A 22,654-nucleotide genomic window follows, 5' to 3' on the forward strand; every position below is an offset into this window, starting at 1 on the left:
CCGGGTCGGCGGGGTAGTCGCGTCACGCGTCCGCCGACGGGGTGCCGTCCGCGCGCTTCCCGGCGTTCCCGCAGATGGGGTGCCGCGGCCCGCATGATGGTCGCGGGCACTGTTGCCGTACCGAACGAGGAGAGTAGCCACGATGGTGCACGCACGGGCCGGGCAGCCGGCCCAGCCGCAGGACCTGATCGACGTCGCCCGCCTGGTGACGGACTATTACACGCTGCACCCGGACCCGGAGGACGTCGCCCAGCGGGTCGCCTTCGGCACCTCCGGCCACCGCGGCTCGGCGCTGCGGACCGCCTTCAACGAGGACCACATCGCGGCCACCGCGCAGGCGATCTGCGACTACCGGGCCGAACAGGGCACCACCGGGCCGCTGTTCCTGGGCATCGACACCCACGCGCTGTCCGAGCCCGCCCGGGCCACCACCCTGGAGGTGCTCGCCGCCAACGGCGTCACCGTGCTGCTGGACACCGCCGACGGCTACACGCCGACCCCGGCCGTCTCGCACGCGATCCTCACCCACAACCGCACCCGCCCCGCCGCGCTCGCCGACGGCATCGTGGTGACGCCCTCGCACAACCCGCCCGCCGACGGCGGCTTCAAGTACAACCCGCCGCACGGCGGCCCCGCCGACTCCACCGCCACCGGCTGGATCGAGCGCCGCGCCAACGCGCTGCTCGCCGCCGGCCTGGAGGGCGTCCGCCGGATCCCCTACGCCCGGGCGCTGGCCGCCGACACCACCGGCCGCTACGACTTCCTCGGCACCTACGTCGACGACCTGCCCGCCGTCCTCAACCTGGACGCCGTCCGGGACGCCGGCCTGCGGATCGGCGCCGACCCGCTGGGCGGCGCGTCCGTCGCCTACTGGGGCCGGATCGCCGAGACCCACCGGCTCGACCTCACCGTGGTCAACCCGCTCACCGACCCCACCTGGCGGTTCATGACCCTGGACTGGGACGGCAAGATCCGGATGGACTGCTCCTCCCCGTACGCGATGGCCTCGCTGATCGACAAGCGCGACGCGTACGCGCTGGCCACCGGCAACGACGCGGACGCCGACCGGCACGGCATCGTCACCCCCGACGGCGGGCTGATGAACCCCAACCACTACCTGGCCGTCGCCATCGACTACCTGTACCGCCACCGCGAGGGCTGGCCCGCCGCGGCCGCCGTCGGCAAGACCCTGGTGTCCTCCTCGATGATCGACCGGGTGGCCGCCGGGCTGGGCCGCGAGCTGCTCGAAGTCCCGGTCGGCTTCAAGTGGTTCGTCGACGGGCTGCTGAACGGGAGCGTGGCGTTCGGCGGCGAGGAGTCCGCCGGGGCGTCCTTCCTGCGCCGGGACGGCTCCCCGTGGACCACCGACAAGGACGGCATCCTGCTGGCCCTGCTCGCCTCCGAGATCACCGCCGTCACCGGCAGCACCCCCTCCGCGCTCCACCGCGAGCTGGTCGCCCGCCACGGCGATCCCGTCTACGCCCGGGTGGACGCCCCCGCCGACCGCGAGCAGAAGGCCGCCCTGGCCGCGCTGGACGCCTCCCGGGTCACCGCCGACAAGCTGGCCGGTGAGCCGATCACCGCCGTGCTCACCCACGCCCCCGGCAACGGCGCGGCGATCGGCGGGCTCAAGGTGACCACCGAGAACGCCTGGTTCGCGGCCCGGCCCTCCGGCACCGAGGACGTCTACAAGATCTACGCCGAGAGCTTCCGGGGCGAGCAGCACCTCGCCCAGGTCCAGTCCGAGGCCCGCGAACTGGTCGGCGACGTCCTCGCCAAGGTCTGACCGGCTCCCCCCGCGCCGGACCGTTCCCCGGGCTACCCGTCGCCCGCCGCCGTCCCGCCGCCGTCCCCGCCACGACACCCCTCCGGCTGCCACGCCGGAGGGGTGTTGCATTGTGATGCTGTCTGTTCGAAGATGTTTGATGTGTCGGCTCACCCTGTCCTGCCCTGCCCGAGCCGCGCTGCGAACCACGAGGAGTGCCGCCGTGCACAAGACGGTGACCGAGCTGGCCGACGGCCGCGAGCTGATCTACTACGACACCGAGCCCACCCCCCGCGACGCCGTCGACCGGCGCCCGCTGGAGCGGGCCGCGAGCGCCTCCGAGGTCCGGGTCGACCCGTTCAGCGGCGACGCGGTCACCATCGCCGCGCACCGCCAAGGCCGCACCTACCACCCGCCGGCCGACGAGTGCCCGCTCTGCCCGTCCCGGGACGGCCGGCTCAGCGAGATCCCGGCCGCCGACTACCAGGTCGCGGTGTTCGAGAACCGCTTCCCGTCCCTCGCCGACTCCTCCGCCACCCACGTCACCCCCTGGTCGGACGGCCCGTACGCGCTCACCCCCGGTACCGGCCGCTGCGAGGTGGTCTGCTTCACCGCCGACCACGACGCCTCCTTCGCCGACCTCACCGAGGAGCGCGCCCGCCTCGTCCTGGACGCCTGGACCGACCGCACCGCCGAGCTGTACGCCCGCCCCGGCGTCCGGCAGGTCTACTGCTTCGAGAACCGCGGCGCCGACATCGGCGTCACCCTCGGCCACCCGCACGGCCAGGTCTACGCCTTCCCGTTCACCACCCCGCGCACCGCCCTCGCCCTCGACCGCGCCGCCGCCCACCTCGCCGCCACCGGCCGCAACCTGTACGACGACGTGCTGGCCGCCGAACGCGCCACCGCCGGCAAGCCGGACTCCCGGGTCGTGCTGGCCGGCGAGCACTGGACGGCCTTCGTCCCGTTCGCCGCCCGCTGGCCCTACGAGGTGCACCTCTACCCGAACCGCCGGGCCGCCGACCTCACCGCCCTGGACGAGGCCGCCCGCGCCGAGTTCCCCCGGGTCTACCTCGACCTGCTGCGCCGCTTCGACCGCCTGTTCCCCGCCCCGGCCCCCTACATCGCCGCCTGGCACCAGACCCCCCGCCCCGCCCCCGCCGAACTCGCCCTCCACCTGGAGCTGTTCACCCTCCGCCGCACCGCCGACAAGCTCAAGTACCTGGCCGGCACCGAGTCCGGCATGGGCGCCTTCATGAACGACATCAACCCCGAGACCGCCGCCCGCACCCTCCGCGAGCTCTGACCCGCGGCCCCGCACGGAAGCCCCGCCCGGCACGGAACCCCCGCCCCGCACGGACAGGGCCCGCCCGGCACGGACAGGGCCCGTCCGAGAACCTCCCGGACGGGCCCGCGGCCTTCCCCACCGCCACCGCACCCGCTACCGCACCCGGTGGGCGCCCTGCGAGGGCACCGCCGGGAAGGCGTGCGGGTCGGCGTACCCGGCCGCCGCGAACGCCTCGCGCACCGCCCGCTCGACCTCCGCCAGCCGGTCGGTGTCCACCAGGGCGAGCACCGAGCCGCCGAAGCCGCCGCCCATCATCCGGGCGCCCAGCGCGCCCGCCGCGTTCGCCGCGGCCACCGCCAGGTCGGTCTCCGGGCAGGAGACCCGGTAGTCGTCGCGCAGCGAGGCGTGCCCGGCGGTCAGGACCGGGCCCAGCGCCCGCGGGTCGCCCGCGTCCAGCAGCGCGATCGCGTCCAGCACCCGCTGGTCCTCCGTCACCACGTGCCGTACCAGCGGGCGCAGTTCGGCCGGCAGCCGCTCCTGCGCCGCCGCCAGCTCCGCCACCCCCAGGTCGCGCAGCGCCCGCACCCCCAGCAGCCCGGCCGCCCGCTCGCAGCCCGCCCGCAGGCCCGCGTACGCGCCGTCGCCCAGGTCGTGCTTGACCCGGGTGTCGATCACCAGCAGGGAGAGGCCGACCGCGGGCAGGTCCAGCGGCACCTGGCGGCCGGCCAGCGTCCGGGTGTCCAGGAAGTAGGCGTGGCCCGCGACGCAGCAGCTCGACGCCATCTGGTCGAGCGCGCCGCACGGCACCCCGACGTACGCGTTCTCGGCGCGCTGGGCGAGCAGCGCCCGGCCGGGGGCGTCCAGGCCCAGGCCGTACAGCTCGTCCAGGGCGAGCGCGGTGGCGCACTCCAGCGCGGCGGACGAGGACAGGCCCGCCCCGGACGGCACGTCCGAGTCGAACGCCAGGTCGGCCCCGCCCACCGGGTGCCCGGCCTCGGCGAGCGCCCAGAACACTCCGGCGGGGTACGCCGCCCAGCCGGACACCGACCCGGGGGCCAGGCCGTCCACCGCGAACTCCGCCACCGCGCCGTCGCCCTGCGCGCTGAACAGCCGCACCAGGCCGTCGGAGCGGCGGCGGGCCGCCACCCGGGTGGCGTGCGGGAGCGCGGCGGGCAGCACGAAGCCCTCGTTGTAGTCGGTGTGCTCACCGATCAGGTTGATCCGGCCGGGGGCGGCCCACACGCCGTCGGGGGCGTCGCCGAAGGCGGAGGCGAAAACGGCGGCGGCATCGGTGGCGGCATCGGTGGCGGCATCGGTGGTCATCGGGCACTCCAGCGGGCGTTCAGCGGCGTTCACGGGCGGTCGCGGGTGTTCACGGGCCGTTCACGAGCAGTCGGGCGGCATATCCAACACATTCAAACACACAACCCCACACCCGAACAGGGTCGGCGCGGCCCCGGCGAACTATGCTGATCCTCTCCCACCCCCAGCACCCGTGGAGGACCACAGTGACCACCGACGGCGGACTGCTCGCCGACCAGCGCCGGGCCCTGATCCTCGACCTGGTCCGCCGGGACGGGGCCGTCAAGGTCGCCGAACTGGTCGACCAACTCGGCGTCTCCGACATGACCGTCCGCCGCGACCTGGACGCCCTCGCCCGCACCGGCGCCGTCCGCAAGGTCTACGGCGGCGCGGTCGCCCGCACCACCACCGCGGACGAGCCCGCCTTCGAGGCCAAGTCCAGCCTCGCCGCCGACACCAAGGCCGCCCTCGCCGAAGCCGCCGCCGCCCAGGTCCAGCCCGGCAGCGTGGTCGCCGTCTCGGCCGGCACCACCGCCTACGCCGTCGCCACCCGCCTGCTCGACGTCCCCGGCCTCACCGTGGTCACCAACTCGCTCCCCGTCGCCGAACTCGTCCGCACCCGCGGCGACGACGGTCCCGCCCTCCTGCTCACCGGCGGCGCCCCCACCCGCTCCGCCGCCCTGGTCGGCCCCCTCGCCGACCAGGCCATCCGCTCCCTCCACGTCGACCTCCTGATCATCGGCGCCCACGGCGTCAGCGAACGCGCCGGCCTCACCACCCCCAACCTCGCCGAGGCCCAGACCAACCGCGCCCTGATCGCCTCCGCCCACCGCACCGTCGCCGTCGCCGACCACACCAAGTGGGGCATCGTCGGCCTCAGCAGCTTCGCCGCCCTCACCGACCTCGACTGCTTCATCACCGACCAGGCCCTCCCCCCCGAAGCCCGCACCGCCCTCACCGAATCCTGCGGCACCCTCCTGCTGGTCTGACACCCCGCGGCCTGACGCCCCGCGGCCCGCGCACCACCGCCCGGAGCAGGGTCGGGAGCGCGGAGGTGAACGGGGACGGGCGCCGTGGCGCGGCGGGCGGTGCGGCGGCGGCCGGTGCGGTCCCTGGTGCCGGGGTTGCCATGGCGGGTGCGGGCGCTGCCGGTGACGGGGCCGTGCAGGGGACGGTGGTACTGGCGGTCGGACGGTCCGCGCCGTCGGCAGCGGCGTCCGCACCGCGACCACACGCCCTGCGGGGCCGCAGCGGGGGAGCGCGGCCCCAGCCGGGGCAGCGCCGGGACGCGAGGCGGTCGGCCGCCGCGACCGCGCAGCGGGGCGGGCGGAGCAGCAGCGAGAGCGCCACCGCGGCCCCGCCGCGCCGCGCCGCACCCGCCCGGGCCGAGGTCCGCGAGCAGCCGGCCCGGCAGCGGACTGGCCGTCCAGCGCAGTCATGACACCCAGGCGGAGGCCCGATGGTGGCCCTTCCCCGCCCACCCCCCTCCATCGACCCTCACCCCCTCGCTTGCCGGTGCGTGCCGGTTGGGCTGGGCCGCTGGACGGTTCGCGGGGCGTTTGCGCACACTGGCTCGATGAGGCTCCGACCGGCCAGCGGCCTGGAACTGCACGACCTGGACGTGCCCGACCCGGGGTTGCTGCCGTTCGCGGCGGGCAGCTTCGACGCCGTCGGGCCGCTCTCCCGGGCGGACTTCCCGCACCGGCACTCGTTCTACGAGCTGGTCTACGTCACGGCGGGGGGCGGGACGCACGTCATCGACCTGGTCGAGCACCGCATCCAGCCGCCCACGCTGTACGCGGTGCTGCCCGGTCAGGTGCACCGCTGGTCCGGGGCGGGGCGGCTCGACGGGTGGGTGCTGCTGTTCAACGAGGACTTCCTGCACCGGCATCCGGAGGACCTGGCCCTGCTGCGCGCCCTGGCCAGTGGCCCGGGGGTCCGGCCGGAGGGACGGGAGCACCGCGAGATCCTGGGCCTGCTGAGGGAGTTGACGCAAGAGCACGAGGCCGGTCTGGACGGTGCGGTGGGCGTGCTGCAGGCGCTGCTGCACGTCCTGCTGGTGCGTGCGCTGCGGGTGGCCCGCGGTGGCGGCGGGGCCGCGGTTCCGCGGGCGGCCGGTCATCCGCTGGTCGCCCGGTTCACCCGGATGATCGCCGACGCCGAACGCGCCGACCGCTCGGTGCTCGCCATCGCCCGTGAACTCGGCGTCTCCACCGGCTACTTGCACGAGGTGGTGAAGGAGGCCACCGGCCGCACCCCGGCCCGGCTGGTCCGCGAGCAGCAGACCCTGGAGGCGAAACACCTGCTCACCACCACTGACATGACGGTCCGTCAGGTCTCGGTGGCGGCCGGATTCTCCGACCCGGCCTACTTCTGCCGCTTCTTCCGCCGCGAAGTCGGCCGCACCCCGGGCGAGTTCCGCGAGCAGGCGAGCTGACGGCCCGGCGGCCCGGCGGCTCGACGGCTCGACGGCTCGGCGGCTCGAAAGTCCGGCGGCCCGAAAGCCCGCTAGCCCGGCGGCGGTTGAGGAATGCACCACGTCCCGCCGACCCCGTCCATCGACGGTCCGGCCGGGCAGGGCCTAGCGTCGGAGGCACCCCACAGCGCCGCCGCGCCGGGAGGCCCGACCTCGCCTCATGTCATGTCCCGTCCAAGAGATCCCGGGCGGGCGGCGACCACCGCAGCAGTCGAACGGAGAGCCATGCCCACCCCCCACAACCCGCTGGACGGCCTGAGCGAACTGGCCGATCGCCGGATCAGCCGCAAGGGCCTGCTCAAGGCGGCCGCCCTGGCCGGCGCCGCGCCGGTCCTGATCGGCGGCGGCGTCGCCCTGGCCCGCGACGCGGTCGCCGCCGACGTCCCGGCCCCGCTCACCCCCCAGTGCACCGACGGGCACGTCACCGAGGAGCAGATCGAGGGCCCGTACTTCAAGCCCGGCTCCCCGCTGCGCACCAACCTGGTCACCAGCGGCACCCCCGGCACCCCGCTGACCGTCAGCGGCTACGTCTTCGGCCGGAACTGCCTGCCGATCCCCGGCGCACTGCTGGACTTCTGGCAGGCCGACACCAACGGCACCTACGACAACTCCGGCTACACCTTCCGCGGCCACCAGTTCAGCGCCGCCAACGGGGCGTACACGCTGACCACGATCGTCCCCGGCCTCTACCCGGGCCGCACCCGGCACCTCCACGTCAAGGTGCAGGCCCCCGGGCAGCCGATCCTCACCACCCAGCTGTACTTCCCGAACGAGCCGCGCAACTCCACCGACACCATCTTCGACCCGGACCTGGTGATGACGGTCCGCCAGGTCGGCAACGGGCGCGAGGCCAGCTTCGACTTCGTGCTCAACGTCAACGGCACCGGCACGCCCAGCCCCAGCGGCAGCCCGACCCAGGGCTCGCCGAGCCCCAGCCCGAGCCCCTCCACCCCCGGCGGCTCCACCACCTGGGCGGTCGGGGCCAGTTACAAGGCCGGCGACCTGGTCACCTACAACGGCGTCGGCTACGTCTGCCTCCAGGGCCACATCGCGTACGCGGGCTGGGAGCCGCCGAACGTCCCGGCCCTCTGGCAGCGCCGCTGACCACCCCGTTCCCGTCGCTGACCGACCCCGCCCCCACGCGGGGCGGTCAGCGACGACAGCCACCCGAACCGGCGGCGCGGCCCGCTCCCCGGGAGGGGAAACCCGGGCGACCGGGGCCGCGCCCGCCGAACGCCGTGACGGCCCGCGTGCGGGGTGCCCGGGCCGTCACGGCACCCCGGCCCCGGAACCCGCCGGACCACCGGCCCGGAACCCGCCGGACCACCGGCCCGGAACCCGCCGGACCACCGGCCCGGAACCCGCCGGGCCCCGTACGCTCGGCCCATGACCGAGCAGCAGCCCCAGCCCCCGCACCGGTACCTGGTGGTGACGACCACCCACGAGGACGAGGCCGCCGCCCGCGCCCTCGCCGCCACCCTGGTCCGCGAACGCCTCGCCGCCTGCGCGCAGTTGCACCCCGTCCGCTCGGTGTACTGGTGGGACGGCGAGGTCCGGGACGCCCCCGAGTGGCGCGTCGACCTCAAGACCCGGGCCGCGCTGGCCGACCGCCTCGTCACCCGGATCGGCGAACTGCACAGCTACGACACCCCGGAGGTGATCGCCGTCCCGGTGACCGCCGGATCCCCCGCCTACCTCGCCTGGCTCGACACCGAGACCACCCCCGAGGCCGGATGACGCTCCGGCAGGCGCTTCGCCGCGCGTCCCGCCGGTGGGTGGCCGCCGGGCCGTTCCCACCGGCGGGTCACCTAGCGGGTCACCCCCTGGATCGCCGCGCGGGCCGCCTCGCGGATCACTTGGCCACCGTGAAGTACCCGGTGAGGTCGGCGATCGCGTGCGTCCAACCGGCGTGGTTGTAGACGGAGAACGAGTCGCCGTTCAGTCCGGTGGTCACCGAGTTGGACACGGTCTGCCACGGCACGAAGTTGAGGTTCGAGGTGTCCGGCCGGGTCGTGTTGCTCGGGAACACCGTGAAGTGGCCGGACTCCGAGGGCGCGGTGGCCGTCACGTTGACCTCCGCGGCGAGGGCGCCGGCCGGGGCCCCGGCGCCGGTGGGGACCTGGAGCGTGGAGAACGGCGCGAGCTCCTGCGAGGGACGGCCCTCGTACAGGTTCGGACGGGTGTCGGCCAGGCGCACCGGCACCTTCAGGGCGCTGAACAGCCCCTGGCCGCTGGGGCCGTAGAAGCCCACGATGTCGATGACGACGTTCTGCGAGCCGATGTGGTTGAAGACGTCGACCTTCCCGTCCTGGCCGACCGGCACGACCACCTGGTTCGGCACCGTCCCGCCCGGCTTGACGTTGAGGTTGGAGCCCCACTCCGGCCGCTGCCGACCGGTCGGGTAGACGGTCAGGAAGGTGTCGCCGGTGCCATCGGTGGCGGTGACGTTGAGGACCACCGCCCGGGCGTCGGCGGTGCCCAGCTCCGGCTTGGCGACCTGGACCGAGCGGACCCCGCCCTGCTCGATCCAGTGGCCGTCCGCCCGGCTGTCGACCAGCCGGGTCGGGGTGACCGCACCGTACTTGTCGGTCGCGCCCGGCCGGTAGTAGCCGACCACGTCGAGCACGACGTGGGTGTAGCTGCCGTTGTTGTAGACGTTGATCGCGGGGGCGGTGCCCGGGGTGATCGCGACGGTGACCAGGTTGGCGACCGTCTGGCGGGGCGCGAAGCTGATGCTGGAGGTGGCCGGGGTGACGCCCGGCGCGTTCGGGTCGGCGGTCAGGGTCAGGTAGCCGTTGTCGGTGGCGTCGGCGACGGTCACGTTGACCACCACCGCCGTCGCGTCGGACGGCACCACCGGGACGCCCTGCCCGTGCGCGCGGCCGGCGACGTCGAGCAGCTGCGCCCGGTAGTTCTCCCCGGGGCTCAGCGGGCCGTCCACGCCGCTCGCGTTCCAGTAGCTGTTGCGGGTGTCGAGCACCCGGGTCGGAGCCATCCCGACGAAGCCCGCCGGGGCGCTCGCCTCCACGGTGCCGGCGGCCGGGGCCGCCTGCGCCTGTCCGACGGCCAGCACCGGGCCGGTCAGGGCGATCGCCGCGAGCACGGCGAGGCCGGAGAAGATACGGCTGCGCATGGTGAGTTGTTCCCCCACTGGTAGTGACGCCCTCCGTTCGTCATCGGAGGGTTCGTACCTGTAGGACGTCCGGAGTGCCCGCCGGTTGCGCCTCGATCCGAAGAATTTCCGATCACCCGGACGGGGCCCCCACCGGCCCCGCCGACCGCGCCCGCGCGCCGGTGCGGTCAGCGCTCCCGGGCCCAGGCGCACAGCACCGGCACGCACCGCTCCGCGAAGTACTCGTAGTCCTCCGCCGTGTTGTACGCGTGCGTGGACAGCCGGAAGTACCCCGTCCCGCCGAAGCTGGTGAAGGCCGCCTCGACGCCGAACTCGGCGGCCAGGCGGTCGCGCAGGCCGTCGGCCTCCAGGCGGGTGCGGCCCAGGCCGGCCGGGAGCCTGACCAGGCGGAGGGCGCCCACCGGCATGCCGACCTCCGCCGTGGCCGGTTCGCCGGTCGCGGCGGTGATCGTCTCGCCGATCAACTGCTCGGCGTAGTCGGCGAGTTCGCTCATGTATTGGCGGGTGTCGGCCCAACCCCACTGCTCGGCGACGAAGTCGAGCGCGGTCGGTGCGGCCAGGTAGCCGGTGACGTCCACGGTGCCCTGGGTGTCGAAGCGCTCCGGGAACGGCTCCTCCGCGCCCCAGGAGTCGATCAACGGGTAGAGGGAGTGCCGGAGTTCGCCCCGGGCGACGAGCGCGGCGGTGCCGCGCGGCGCGCAGCCGAACTTGTGCAGGTTGCCGACCCAGGCGTCGCAGTCCGCCCCGGCCAGCGGGTCCTCGTCCAGGCCGGGCACGTGCGCGGCGTCGACCAGCAGCGGGACGCCGCGCTCGCGGGCGAACGCGCCGATCAGGTCGACCGGCAGGTAGCGGGCGGTCGCGGAGGTGATCCGGTCCAGCACGATCAGCGCCGTCCGTCCGGTCACCGCCCCGGTCACCGCCGCCGCCGCCTCCGCCGGACCGGCCGCCAGCGGCACGTGCGCCGTGCGCACCGAGCCGCCCCAGCGCCGGGCCAGCCGGGCCGCGCCCATGGTGACGGCCCCGTAGCCGTGGTCGGTGACCAGCACCTCGCCGCCGTCCCGGTGCGGGAGGCTGCCGTACACGGCGCTCGCCCCGGCGCTCGCGTTCGGCACCAGCGCGGTGAACTCGGCCGGTACGCGCAGGAATGCGGCGATCGCGGCCCGCGCGGCGGCGACCCGCCGGGGCAGCCCGGGGAACCACACCACCGGCGAGGCGTCCATCTCCTCGCGCAGCCGCTGCTGTTCGCGCTGCGCGACCAGCGGCACCGCGCCGAACGAACCGTGGTTGAGGTGCCGCATCCCGGGGTCGAGCGACCACCCGGCGGCGGCGGGACGCCCGTCCCGGAGCAGCAGGGGCTTGGGGGCGACGGCGGTGGGCACGGCTGTTCTCTCCGATCCGGCCGGGAGCGACGCTGTCCCGATGACCTGCGGAAAATCCTGACACAGCCGACACCGCCCCCGCCCGCCGCCCCACCCACCGCCCGGCCCGGCACGACGCGCCGCCCGCCCCGGACGGAACCGGGACGGGCGGCGGGACGAGCAGCGGCGCGGCCCACGACGGCGCGGCCCACGACGGCGCGGCGCGCCCTACGACATCGGCTGCGGCTTGATCATCGCGAACGGCGCCCCCTGCGGGTCGGCGACCACCGTCATCCGCCCGGCCATCATGTCGAACGGCGGCGCGAGCACCGTCCCGCCCCGCCGGACCAGCGCGTCCACGGTGGAGTCCACGTCGTCGACGGCGAAGTAGGTCAGCCAGTGCGCCGGGGTGCCGGGCGGGTCGTTGGCCAGCAGGGTGACCCCGCCGACCGCCCGGCCGCCGACCCGCAGCTCCCAGTACGAGTCCGCGCCGTCCAGCGGCTCGATCTCGATGCCGAACGCCTCGCCGTAGAACGCGGTGGCGCCCGGCACGTCGCTGGTGTGCAGCTCGTTCCAGGTCAGCGCGCCGGCCTCGTTGACCACCCGCGCGCCGAAGAACTCGCCGGGCTGCCAGACGCCGAACACCGCGCCCTGCGGGTCCGCCGCGACCAGCATCCGGCCCAGGTCGCCGACGTCCACGGTCGGGACGATCAGCGTGCCGCCCGCCGCGACGATCGCGTCCTGGGTGGCCTGGGCGTCGGTGCTGGCCAGGTAGCCGGTCCAGACGGTCGGCGGCTCCGGCATCCCCTCCGGCGCCATCGCCGGGCCGATCCCGGCCACGGCCTTGCCGTCCAGTTCGCAGACCGCGTACCCGCCGAACTCGGCCGGGCCGGGCTGCCCCTGCCAGCCGAGCAGGTCGCGGTAGAAGTCCAGCGCCGCCTGCTGGTCCTTCGCCATCAGATCGACCCAGCACGGGGTGCCGGTCGCGTACGGGGTGGTGACTTCGGGCATCTCTCGCTCTTTCCGGTTCGGGACATCCGGTGCGTCCCCCGCCAGCCACCCTCCCGGCGCCGCCCCGGTTCCGCCACCGGAGCCCGGCCGACCGTCCCCACCCGGGGGAGTCGCCCCACCCGGGGGAGCCGCCCTCGCCCGGCCGGCGCCGTCCCCGCCCCGGCTGACGCCCTCGCCCGGCCGGCGCGTCAGCCGGCCCGCGCCCGGGTGAGGGCGATCAGCGCGATGTCGTCCGACAGCTGGTGCGTCCAGTCCCGGACGTCCGAGACGAGGCCGGCGATCAGGCGGCCCGGGTCGGCGGCGCCCAGCACGGACAGCCGCTCGTCCAGGGGGTAGAACTCGCCGGAGGAGTTGCGCGCCTCGCTCAGCCCGTCCGTGTGCAGCAGCAGCGCCGAGCCGCCCGGCAGGGCCAGCGGGGTCGGGGCGGGGGCCGGGCCGTGCCCGAGCGCGCCCAGGCCGAGCGGCAGCAGCGCCGGGACGGGGACGGCGCCGGCCCCGTCCGGCCCGACCCGGAGCGGGGCGAGGTGCCCGCAGTTGACCACTTCGACCTGGTCGACGCCGTCCCGGTGCTGGAGCAGCAGCGCCGTGGCGAACAGCTCCTCGTCGCCGCGGGCCGCCGCCAGCCGGGCGAGCTGGCGGTCCAGCCGGGCGGCCAGCTCGCCCAGGTCGGCGGTCTCGTGCGCCTGGGAGCGGAAGCAGCCCAGCAGCTCGGTGACGGTCTGGACGGCCTGCAACCCCTTGCCCCGGACGTCGCCGATCAGCAGCCGGGTGCCGTGCGGGGTGCGCACCGCCTCGAAGAAGTCGCCGCCGACGCCGGTGCCCGCCGTCGCGGGCTGGTAGTGGCCGGTCAGGCGCAGCTCGCCCAGCCGGGCCGGGATGGGGTGCAGCACCGCCTGTTGCAGGGCGATCTCGCTGGCCCGGACGCGGGCCAGCCGCTCCGACTGCTGGCGGCGGCTCCAGGCCACCAGCCCGGCCGCCGCGCCCACCGCCAGCGCGGCCACCGCCGCCCCGGGGCGGTCGGCGACCCGTTCGCCGGCCAGCGCGACCAGCAGCAGGTGCTGCAGCCCGGCCGCCGCGGCGACGGTCAGCGACACCACCGGGCGGCCCAGCACCATCGCCACCAGCGCGACCGCGCCGCAGGCCACCCAGAGCACGGTGCTCAGCGCGTCCGGGTCGTGGGTGCCGGTCAGCAGCGCCGAGCTGCCCGGCACGGTCTGGGCCAGCACGCCGCCGAGCAGGACCGCCACCGGGTACAGCGCCGAGGCGGCGGCCCGCCGCTGGCGGGGCAGCGCGGCCAGGAACCCGGCCAGGTAGGGGATCTGGGTGATCACCAGGCCGAATCCGACCAGCACCGCCACCGCGCCCGCGACCAGCGCGGCCCGCCCGGCCCCGTCCGGCAGGAAGTGCAGCGAGGCCAGGCCGACGGCGGCCAGCGGCAGGCCCAGCGAGGAGCTGGTCAGCGGGGTCAGCCGCCAGTGCCGGGCGGTCAGCCCGGCCGCCAGCATGCCCAGCCCGTAGCCGGACATCGACAGCGTCACGTGGGCCGGCGGCACCCCGCGCTGGAGCAGCAGCACGGGGACGGCCGCGGTCAGCCCGAGCTGGGTGAAGCCCAGCGTGGCGCCCGCGGCCAGCGCCCCGGCCGCGGCCCGGGCCGGGACGCCGGGCACCGCCGGGCCCGGACGGCTCCGGGCGCGCCGGACGGCCCGCACCCGGCCGGCCGCGAACAGCGCCGCCGCGGCGGCCAGCAGCCCGCCCACCACCGGGTCCGACCAGCCGCGCAGCGGCCCCAGCTCCAGGCCCGCGACGGCCGGCAGCACCGCCGCCGCCACTCCCGGCCCGCCCACGGGCGCCGAGCGGACGGTCGAACGGGGCAGCCGGTCGCGCGGCAGCAGCCGCAGCGCGACGAGCAGCAGCAGCGCGGCGGCGGCCGGGACCACCGCCTCGCCGAGCCGCCAGCCGGCCGCCGTGTCGATCCGCACCGCGACGTTCGCGCCGAGCACCAGCACCACGGCGACGCCCGCGACCGCCCCGCCCACCACCCGGGTGATCCGCCCGGGCAGGTTCAGCAGCGGGACGGAGGCCAGCGCGGCGATCAGCACCCCGGCCGACCCGGCGTCCGCCACGGCCCGCCCCGCCAGGTACGTCCAGGAGTGCCCGGCCGTGACCGCGACCGCGCCCCCCGCCGCCATCACCCCCAGCGCCCACCGCAGCACCCGCGGCCACCCCCAGGCGTCCACCGCCCGCCCCGACGCCAGCAGCGCCGTCAGCAGCGCCAGCGCCGACCCCAGCTGCGCGGCCACCCCCGTCCCGCGCCCCGCCCCGAACTCGGCGAACGCTCCCGCCGTCGTGGCGCCGCGCAGCAGCGGCAGCAGTACGGACAGCGAGGCCGCGGCCATGAGCAGCAGACGGACAGCGCGCCGGGGGGTGCCGGTCACGGGGGTCTCCTTCGGCAGGTCGGATGCGGACCAGGCTTGCAAACACCCGTACCGCCCAGAAGGGAAGAAGGTCACATACGTCACATTTATTGCTCATCGCCCACCCGGTGAACACCTGCCCCGCCCCCACCGGCCCCCACCGGCGTCCACCGGCGTCCACCGGCGCGTCCACCGGCGCGTCCAGGGTGCGTCCACGGGGCGGAATTCGCTGTGCGGGTCCCGCCGGCGCCGCTAGCGTGTCGCGACCACTGACGGACCGTCACCCCCGGAGGCCGCGCCATGGCGCTCACGACCGACTCCCACCCCGCCGTGCTGGCCGCGATCGCGCGCGGGTGCGCGGCGCTCGGGTTCGAGATGTCCTGCGACCCGGTGACGGGACGACTGCTGCGGACGCTGGCGGCGGCCCGCCCCGGGGGCCGGCTGCTGGAGCTGGGGACGGGCGCGGGGGTGGGCACGAGCTGGCTGCTGAGCGGGATGGACCCGGGCGCGACGCTGCTGAGCGTGGAGCTGGACGCGGCGGTCGCGGCGGTCGCGGCCGAGCACCTGGCGGCGGACCCGCGGCTGGAGCTGGTGGTGGGGGACGGGGCGGAGCTGATCGACGCGCTGCCGCCCGGCGGCTTCGACCTGGTGTTCGCGGACACCTGGCCGGGCAAGTTCCACCACCTCGACCAGGCGCTGGAGCTGCTCGCCCCGGGCGGCCTGTACCTGGTCGACGACCTGCTGCCGCAGCCCACCTGGCCCGCCGACCACGCCGCGGCGGTCGACGCCCTGGTCGAGCGGCTGACCGGCGACCCCCGCCTGCACGCCACGCCCCTGGACTGCGCCTCCGGCCTGCTGCTGGCCACTCGCCGCCCGTAGGCCCCCGCCGCCCCGAGACCGCGGCCGCCCCGAGACCGCCACCGTCCGCACGGCCCGCCCGCGGCCCGTGGGCCGCCCGGGTGACCGCTGGCGTGGGGGCCGGGGCGCCGCTCGCGCCGGAGCCTACGGTGGCCGCCATGTGGCAGGACATGTTCGACGCGGGCATCCCGTACGGCGAGAAGACCGTCCGCACGGTGCTGGTCTACCTGGCCCTGCTGGTGCTGCTGCGGGTGATCGGCAAGCGCGGTCTGGCCCAGCTGAACACCTTCGACCTGGTGGTCATGCTGCTGCTCTCCAACGTGGTGCAGAACGCCGTGATCGGGAACGACGACTCGCTGGCCGGCGGCCTGTACGGGGCGCTGGTGCTGCTGGCCACCGACTGGCTGCTGGTGCGCCAGGCGGTGCGCTGGGACTGGTTCAACCGGCTGCTGGACGGGACGCCGACGGTGCTGGCCCGGGACGGGGCGTACGACCGGCGGACGATCGCCCGGCAGGGCATCCGGGTGGCCGACCTGGACGTGGCGATCCGGCACCAGGGCGGCGACGCGGTCGAGGAGACCGCGCTGATCGTGCTGGAGCCCGGCGGGACGCTGCTGGTGAAGCTCAAGCCGGGCGACCAGGTCGCGGACAAGTCCGACGTGGCGGCGCTCCGGGCCGCGCTGGCCGCGATCGAGGCCCGGCTGCCCCCGGCCGGCTGACCTTTTCCGACCGTTTCCGACCGCTTCGTCCCATGCCTCCGCTCGATATTGACGAATCCTTAACGGGTGGCCCCCGCCACCCCCGGCCTTCGATTCGATCACCGAAACCGCCTCTGGCCTGCGGAAACTCGGGAAACGAGCCTGCTGGACGGGCGGCTTGCCGGGTGGACGGGCCACATACGCTCCCGTGCTGTGCTCAACCTCCCCCAGGCGCTCAAGCGCCTCGTGATCGGCCGCGCCATGCGCAGCGAGGAACTCGGCGAGACGCTGCTGCCCAAGCGGCTGGCGCTGCCGATCTTCGCCTCCGACCCGCTCTCCTCGGTGGCCTACGCGACCGGCGAGATCCTGCTGGTGCTCACCGTCGGCGGCACCGCGTTCCTGTACCTGACGCCGTGGATCGCGCTGGGCGTGGTCGCCCTGATGGCCGTGGTGGTGCTCTCCTACCGGCAGGTGGTGCACGCCTACCCGAGCGGCGGCGGCTCGTACGAGGTGGTCTCGCGCAACCTCGGGGCGAACGCGGGGCTGGTGGTGGCCGCCTCGCTGCTGGTCGACTACGTGATGACGGTGGCCGTCTCGGTGGCCTCCGGCGTGGACAACATCATCTCCGCGTTCGGCTCGCTGGCCGACCACCGGGTGGCGCTGGCGCTCGGCTTCACCGCGCTGCTGACCGCGGTGAACCTGCGCGGCGTGCGCGAGTCCGGCCGGGCGTTCGCCGCGCCGACGTACCTGTTCATCGGTGCCATCCTGCTGATGGTGGCCACCGGCCTGGTCCGGCTCGCGTTCGGCGACAGCCCGCAGGCGCCGACCGCGCACCTGGGCGTCGCGCCCGAGCACGGCAAGGACGCGCTACAGGGCCTGGGGCTGCTGATGCTGGGCCTGCGCGCCTTCGCCTCCGGCTGCACCGCGCTGACCGGCGTCGAGGCGATCTCCAACGGGGTGCCCGCGTTCCGGGCCCCGAAGTCCCGCAACGCCGCGGCCACCATGGCGGTGATGGGCGTCGTCGCGGTGGTGATGTTCGCCGGCGTCACGCTGCTCGCGCTGACCTCGCACGTCCACTACGTCGAGGACGCCTGCCGGCTGACCGGCCTGGCCGGGGACTGCCGCACCCACACCCAGCAGACCGTGATCGCCCAGCTCGCCGCCACCGTCTTCGGCGGCTCGGACAGCGTGCTGTTCTACGCCGTGCAGGCGGTGACCGCACTGGTGCTGATCCTGGCCGCGAACACCGCGTTCAACGGCTTCCCGCTGCTCTCCTCGATCCTCGCCCAGCACCGCTACCTGCCCCGGCAGTTGCACACCCGCGGCGACCGGCTGGCGTTCTCCAACGGCATCATCGCGCTCGCCGTGGTGGCCGGGGCGCTGCTCTGGTTCTACCGGGCGGACGTCACCAGCCTGATCCACCTGTACATCCTGGGCGTGTTCACCTCCTTCACGCTCTCCCAGATCGGCATGGTCCGGCACTGGAACCGGGCGCTGGCCACCGAGGCCGAGCCCGCCGCCCGGGCCGCCGCGCGCCGCTCCCGGGTGATCAACGGGCTGGGCGCCGGCACCACCGCGCTGGTGCTGGTGATCGTGCTGATCACCAAGTTCACCCAGGGCGCCTGGCTGGCCGTGGTCGCCGCCCTGCTGCTCTGGCTGGCCATGCGCGGCGTCCGCCGCCACTACGACGCCGTCGCCGCCGAACTCGCGGCCGAGGAGCCCGGCGCCGACCGGCCCCGGCGGGTGCACGCCGTGGTGCTGGTCTCCAAGCTGCACAAGCCCACCCTGCGGGCGCTCGGCTACGCGCAGGCGATGCGCCCCGACACGCTGGAGGCGCTCACCGTGGACGTCGAGCCGGAGGCCACCGCCGACCTGCGCGCCCGGTGGGACGGCGGCGGGGTCGAGGTGCCGCTGCGGGTGCTCGACTCGCCGTTCCGGGAGATCACCAAGCCGGTGGTCGCCCACGTGCGGGAGCTGACGGCCGCTCACCCCGGCGACGCGGTGGCCGTGCTGGTCCCCGAGTACGTGGTCGGCCGCTGGTGGGAGAACCTGCTGCACAACCAGACCGCCCTGTGGCTCAAGAGCCGGCTGCTGTTCACCCCCGGTGTGATGGTCATCTCGGTGCCCTGGCAGCTCACTTCGGCGCACCGCGCCGACCGCCCCGCCGGCCGGGCCCCCGGCGCGGTGCGCCGCGGCGAACCCACCCGGAGCCGCTGACCACACCGACAAGGCGGGAGCGTGAACACTGGGTGAACACCGGGAGTACTCCGGCGCGCCCACCGGTTGACGCCCCGTCAGCCCGGCCGCCCGCCCACCCCCCGCAACCAGCCGCGCAGCGGCGCGGGCCGACCACCCGCCCGCCCGCGCCCGGCCCCCGCCCGCCGTCCCGGCCCCCCGCCCACCGGTCCGCCGGCCCGCCGCCTCCGGCCCCGCACCCCGCCTGACCGGTAAACTTGCCCAGGTTGTCTTGCTTTCGACGCCTTCGGTTGACCGCCGGGGAACCCAGGACGAGGACCGTGTGGCCGTGATGACCGTTCCCGATACCGCGCTGTTCCGCGCCCAGGCCGCCCCCGCGCCGCGCACCCTGGTCGACGTGCTGGCCGCCACCGCCGCCGCCCACCCGCAGGAGCCGGCCCTGGACGACGGGCGCGAGACGCTCAGCTACGCGGCGCTGCTCACCGAGGTGGAGCGGGTCCGCCGGCACCTGGCCCGGGCGGGCGTCGGCCTCGGCGACCGGGTCGGCGTCCGGGTGCCCTCCGGCGGCAACCAGCTGTACGTGGCGATCCTGGCGGTGCTGGCCGCGGGCGCCGCCTACGTGCCGGTGGACTTCGAGGACCCGGACGAGCGGGCCGAGCTGGTCTTCGGCGAGGCCGACGTGAACGCGGTGATCGGTGCCGACCACCGGCTGGAGAAGGTCAAGCCCTCCGGCCACGAGGCCCGGGAGCCCGGTCCGGAGCACGACGCCTGGATCATCTTCACCTCCGGCTCCACCGGCAGGCCCAAGGGCGTCGCCGTCACCCACCGCAGCGCCGCCGCGTTCGTCGACGCCGAGGCCGCGATGTTCCTCCGGGAGGAGCCGATCGGCCCCGGCGACCGGGTGATGGCCGGGCTGTCGGTGGCCTTCGACGCCTCCTGCGAGGAGATGTGGCTGGCCTGGCGGCACGGCGCCTGCCTGGTGCCCGTCCCGCGCGCCCAGGTCCGCTCCGGCGCCGACCTCGGGCCGTGGCTGGCCGAGCAGGAGATCACCGTGATCTCCACCGTCCCGACCCTGGCCGCGCTCTGGCCCGCCGAGGCGCTCAACGAGGTCCGGCTGCTGATCTTCGGCGGCGAGGCGTGCCCGCCCGAACTCGCCGAGCGCCTGGTCACCGAGGGCCGCGAGGTGTGGAACACCTACGGCCCCACCGAGGCCACCGTGATCGCCTGCGGCGCCCTGCTGACCGGCCGGCCCCCGGTCCGGATCGGCCTGCCGCTGGACGGCTGGGAGCTGGCCGTCGTCGACGAGGCCGGCGAGCCCGTCCCGATGGGCGGCAGCGGCCAGCTGGTGATCGGCGGCGTCGGCCTGGCCCGCTACCTCGACCCGGCCAAGGACGCCGAGAAGTACGCCCCGCTGGAATCCCTCGGCTGGGAGCGCGCCTACCGCTCCGGCGACCTGGTGCGCGCCGAACCCGAGGGCCTGGTCTTCCTCGGCCGCGCCGACGAACAGATCAAGCTCGGCGGCCGGCGGATCGAGCTCGGCGAGGTCGACGCGGCCCTCCAGGCGCTGCCCGCCGTCTCCGGCGCCGCCGCCGCCGTGCGCACCGCCCGCGGCGGCAACCAGCTGCTGGTCGGCTACCTGGTCACCCAGGACGGCTTCGACCGGGACGCCGCCGTCGCCCGGCTGCGCGCCGAACTGCCCGCCGCCCTCGTCCCGCTGCTCGCCCCCGTCGACCACCTGCCCACCCGCACCTCCGGCAAGGTCGACCGGGACGCGCTGCCCTGGCCGCTGCCCGAGCTGGAGACCGCCGGGCCCGCCGAGCAGCTCTACGGCACCGAGGCGTGGCTGGCCGAGCAGTGGACGCAGATCCTCGGCACCCCGGTGCGCGGCGCCGACGACGACTTCTTCGCGATCGGCGGCGGCTCGCTGGCCGCCGCCCAGCTCACCACCCTGCTGCGCGCCCGCTACCCGGCCGCCTCCGTCCTCGACGTCTACCAGCAGCCCACCCTGCGCAAGCTCGCCCGGCTGCTGGAGAAGTCCGCCCAGTCCGGGGGAGCGGCCCGCACCGTCGCCCCCGTGCCCCGCCGCGCCCAGGCGCTGCAACTGCTGCTGACGCTGCCGCTGGCCACCCTCACCGGCCTGCGCTGGTCGCTCGCCCTCGGCGCGCTCGGCACCGTCCTGCACCTGCTCGGCGACTACCCGTGGGCCCCCCGCGCGCCCTGGTGGCTGCTGGCCGCCGGCGCCCTGCTGCTGTACTCCGCGCCCGGCCGGCTGGCGATCGCCGCCGGCGGCGCCCGGCTGCTGCTGCGCGGCGTCGGCTCCGGCAGCTATCCGCGCGGCGGCTCCGTCCACCTGCGGCTGTGGGCCGCCGAACGGCTCGCCGAAGCCTCCGGCGCGGTCGGCCTCTCCGGCTCCTGGCTGATCCGCTACGCCCGGGCGCTCGGCTGCCGGGTCGCCCCCGACGTCGACCTGCACGCCCTGCCACCGGTCACCGGCCTGCTGCGCCTGGGCAAGGGCTGCGCGGTCGAGAACGAGGTCGACCTGTCCGGCCACTGGCTGGACGGCGACCGGCTGGAGATCGGCGCGCTGCGGATCGGCGCGGGCGCCGTGGTCGGCACCCGCTCGACCCTGCTGCCCGGCGCCAAGATCGGCAAGCGCGCCGAGATCGCCCCCGGCTCCGGCGTCACCGGCGCCGTCCCCACCGGCCAGCGCTGGGCCGGCGCGCCCGCCGCCAAGACCGGCAAGGCCCAGCGCGGCTGGCCCGAGCAGCGCCCCCCGCGCACCCGCCGCTGGGCCGCCGCCTACGGCGCCACCGGCTTCGCGCTCTCCCTGCTGCCGCTGCTCGCCGCGCTGCCCGCGCTGCTGATCGCCGGCCGGTTCGTCCACCCCGGCGACGGCCCGGAGGCGGCCGTCCGCGGCGCCCTGACCGCCCTCGTCCCCGCCACCCTCGCCTACGGGCTGGCCTACGCCGCGCTCGTGCTGGCGGGCGTCCGGCTGCTCTCGCTCGGCCTGCGCACCGGCTACCACCCGCTGCACGGCCGGGTCGGCTGGCAGGCGTGGACGGTCAGCCAGCTGATGGACCTGGCCCGCGAGACGCTGTTCCCGCTGTACGCCGGGCTGATCACCCCGGTCTGGCTGCGGCTGCTGGGCATGCGGGTCGGCAAGGGCGCGGAGGTCTCCACCGTGCTGGCGCTGCCCAGCCTGACCAAGGTCGGCGACGGCGCCTTCCTCGCCGACGACACCCTGATCGCCCCGTACGAGCTGGGCGGCGGCTGGCTGCGGATCGGGCGGGCCGAGATCGGCGAGCGGGCCTTCCTCGGCAACTCCGGGATGACCGCGCCCGGCCGGGCCGTCCCCGACCGCGGCCTGGTCGGGGTGCTGTCCGCGACGCCCAAGAAGGCCAAGCGCGGCAGCTCCTACCTGGGCATGCCACCGGTCAAGCTGCCCCGGGCCGCCGACACCGCCGACCTCGCCCTCACCTACGAGCCGCCCGCCCGGCTGCGCTGGGCCCGCGGCCTGACCGAACTGGCCCGGATCGTCCCGGTGCTCGCCTCCGCCGCGCTGGCCGTGCTCACCGCCGCCGCGCTCTGCGCCCTGGACGCGCCGCTGCTGTCGGGCCTGGTGCTGCTGGCCGCGGGCCTGGCCGCCTGCCTGGTCTCCGCCGCCGCCAAGTGGCTGCTGGTCGGCCGGTTCCGGGCGGTCGAGCACCCGCTGTGGTCCGGCTTCGTCTGGCGCAACGAGCTGGCCGACACCTTCACCGAGGTGCTCGCGGTGCCCTGGCTGGTCGGCCGCACCGCCGGCACCCCGCTGATGAACCTGTGGCTGCGCGCGCTCGGCGCGCGGATCGGCCGCGGCGTGTGGTGCGAGAGCTACTGGCTGCCCGAGGCCGACCTGGTCACCCTCGGCGACGGCGTCAGCGTCAACCGCGGCTGCGTGCTGCAGACCCACCTCTTCCACGACCGGATCATGCGGCTGGATACTGTGGAGCTCCGCGCGGGCGCCACCCTGGGCCCGGGCGGGATCGTGCTGCCCGGCAGCACCGTCGGCGAGCGCTCCACCCTCGGCCCGGCCTCGCTGGTGATGCGGGCCGAGACGGTGCCCGCCGACACCCGCTGGCTCGGCAACCCGATCGAAGCCTGGCAGTAAAGCAGTGACCG

15 protein-coding genes are annotated in these 22,654 nt (G+C 75.7%); 10 read left to right on the forward strand and 5 right to left on the reverse strand.

Annotated elements, in window-relative coordinates:
* The first annotated feature begins 142 nt into the window (after positions 1-142).
* Together pgm and galT are read left to right on the forward strand one after the other, a co-directional pair.
* Positions 143-1,786, forward strand: a complete 1,644-nt coding sequence (gene pgm, locus ACIQVD_RS08400) for a phosphoglucomutase (alpha-D-glucose-1,6-bisphosphate-dependent) (protein WP_402287005.1) — start codon at positions 143-145, stop codon at positions 1,784-1,786.
* 202 nt (positions 1,787-1,988) lie between these two features.
* Positions 1,989-3,071 (forward strand): galactose-1-phosphate uridylyltransferase, encoded by a 1,083-nt coding sequence (gene galT, locus ACIQVD_RS08405; protein ID WP_400678739.1) that lies wholly within the window; start codon positions 1,989-1,991, stop codon positions 3,069-3,071.
* A 135-nt stretch (positions 3,072-3,206) separates the two neighbouring features.
* On the opposite strand, the gene galK is transcribed toward galT, so the two are convergent.
* Positions 3,207-4,376, reverse strand: coding sequence for a galactokinase (galK, locus tag ACIQVD_RS08410; RefSeq protein WP_402287008.1), 1,170 nt, complete (start codon positions 4,374-4,376; stop codon positions 3,207-3,209).
* 185 nt (positions 4,377-4,561) lie between these two features.
* On the opposite strand from galK, the gene ACIQVD_RS08415 reads away from it, so the two are divergent.
* The 4 genes from ACIQVD_RS08415 to cutA all read left to right on the forward strand — a co-directional run bounded on the left by ACIQVD_RS08415 (position 4,562) and on the right by cutA (position 8,568).
* Positions 4,562-5,344: a DeoR/GlpR family DNA-binding transcription regulator gene (locus ACIQVD_RS08415; protein WP_402287011.1), complete on the forward strand. Its 783-nt coding sequence runs from the start codon at positions 4,562-4,564 to the stop codon at positions 5,342-5,344.
* A gap of 587 nt (positions 5,345-5,931) precedes the next feature.
* Positions 5,932-6,792, forward strand: coding sequence for a helix-turn-helix domain-containing protein (locus ACIQVD_RS08420; protein WP_402287013.1), 861 nt, complete (start codon positions 5,932-5,934; stop codon positions 6,790-6,792).
* Positions 6,793-7,056: 264 nt separating this feature from the next.
* Positions 7,057-7,935: a carbohydrate-binding protein gene (locus ACIQVD_RS08425; protein WP_402287016.1), complete on the forward strand. Its 879-nt coding sequence runs from the start codon at positions 7,057-7,059 to the stop codon at positions 7,933-7,935.
* Positions 7,936-8,217: 282 nt separating this feature from the next.
* Entirely contained in the window at positions 8,218-8,568 is a 351-nt protein-coding gene (gene cutA / locus ACIQVD_RS08430; protein WP_400678747.1) for a divalent-cation tolerance protein CutA, read from the forward strand.
* Positions 8,569-8,683: 115 nt separating this feature from the next.
* On the opposite strand, the gene ACIQVD_RS08435 is transcribed toward cutA, so the two are convergent.
* The 4 genes from ACIQVD_RS08435 to ACIQVD_RS08450 form a co-directional block, all read right to left on the reverse strand.
* On the reverse strand, positions 8,684-9,964 hold the full coding sequence (locus tag ACIQVD_RS08435) for a hypothetical protein (protein ID WP_402287018.1): 1,281 nt from the start codon (positions 9,962-9,964) through the stop codon (positions 8,684-8,686).
* A 167-nt stretch (positions 9,965-10,131) separates the two neighbouring features.
* Entirely contained in the window at positions 10,132-11,343 is a 1,212-nt protein-coding gene (locus ACIQVD_RS08440) for an aminotransferase class V-fold PLP-dependent enzyme (RefSeq protein ID WP_402287021.1), read from the reverse strand.
* A gap of 207 nt (positions 11,344-11,550) precedes the next feature.
* The gene (locus ACIQVD_RS08445; protein ID WP_400678751.1) at positions 11,551-12,333 is read right to left on the reverse strand and encodes a VOC family protein; all 783 of its coding nucleotides are present in this window, start codon (positions 12,331-12,333) and stop codon (positions 11,551-11,553) included.
* 188 nt (positions 12,334-12,521) lie between these two features.
* Positions 12,522-14,768 (reverse strand): PP2C family protein-serine/threonine phosphatase, encoded by a 2,247-nt coding sequence (locus ACIQVD_RS08450; RefSeq protein WP_402287023.1) that lies wholly within the window; start codon positions 14,766-14,768, stop codon positions 12,522-12,524.
* Positions 14,769-15,047: 279 nt separating this feature from the next.
* Here ACIQVD_RS08450 and ACIQVD_RS08455 point away from each other — a divergent pair, with 279 nt between their 5' ends.
* From ACIQVD_RS08455 to ACIQVD_RS08470, 4 genes are all read left to right on the forward strand, one after another.
* Complete coding sequence (locus tag ACIQVD_RS08455) at positions 15,048-15,626, forward strand: O-methyltransferase (RefSeq protein WP_402287025.1); 579 nt, start codon at positions 15,048-15,050, stop codon at positions 15,624-15,626.
* A 137-nt stretch (positions 15,627-15,763) separates the two neighbouring features.
* Entirely contained in the window at positions 15,764-16,324 is a 561-nt protein-coding gene (locus ACIQVD_RS08460; protein ID WP_400678757.1) for a DUF421 domain-containing protein, read from the forward strand.
* A 240-nt stretch (positions 16,325-16,564) separates the two neighbouring features.
* Positions 16,565-18,520 (forward strand): APC family permease, encoded by a 1,956-nt coding sequence (locus ACIQVD_RS08465; RefSeq protein ID WP_402287726.1) that lies wholly within the window; start codon positions 16,565-16,567, stop codon positions 18,518-18,520.
* 310 nt (positions 18,521-18,830) lie between these two features.
* Complete coding sequence (locus ACIQVD_RS08470) at positions 18,831-22,643, forward strand: Pls/PosA family non-ribosomal peptide synthetase (protein WP_402287029.1); 3,813 nt, start codon at positions 18,831-18,833, stop codon at positions 22,641-22,643.
* Positions 22,644-22,654 lie beyond the last annotated feature (11 nt).

The organism is Kitasatospora sp. NPDC090308, assembly GCF_044769485.1.
GTDB classification, from domain to species: domain Bacteria; phylum Actinomycetota; class Actinomycetes; order Streptomycetales; family Streptomycetaceae; genus Kitasatospora; species Kitasatospora fiedleri.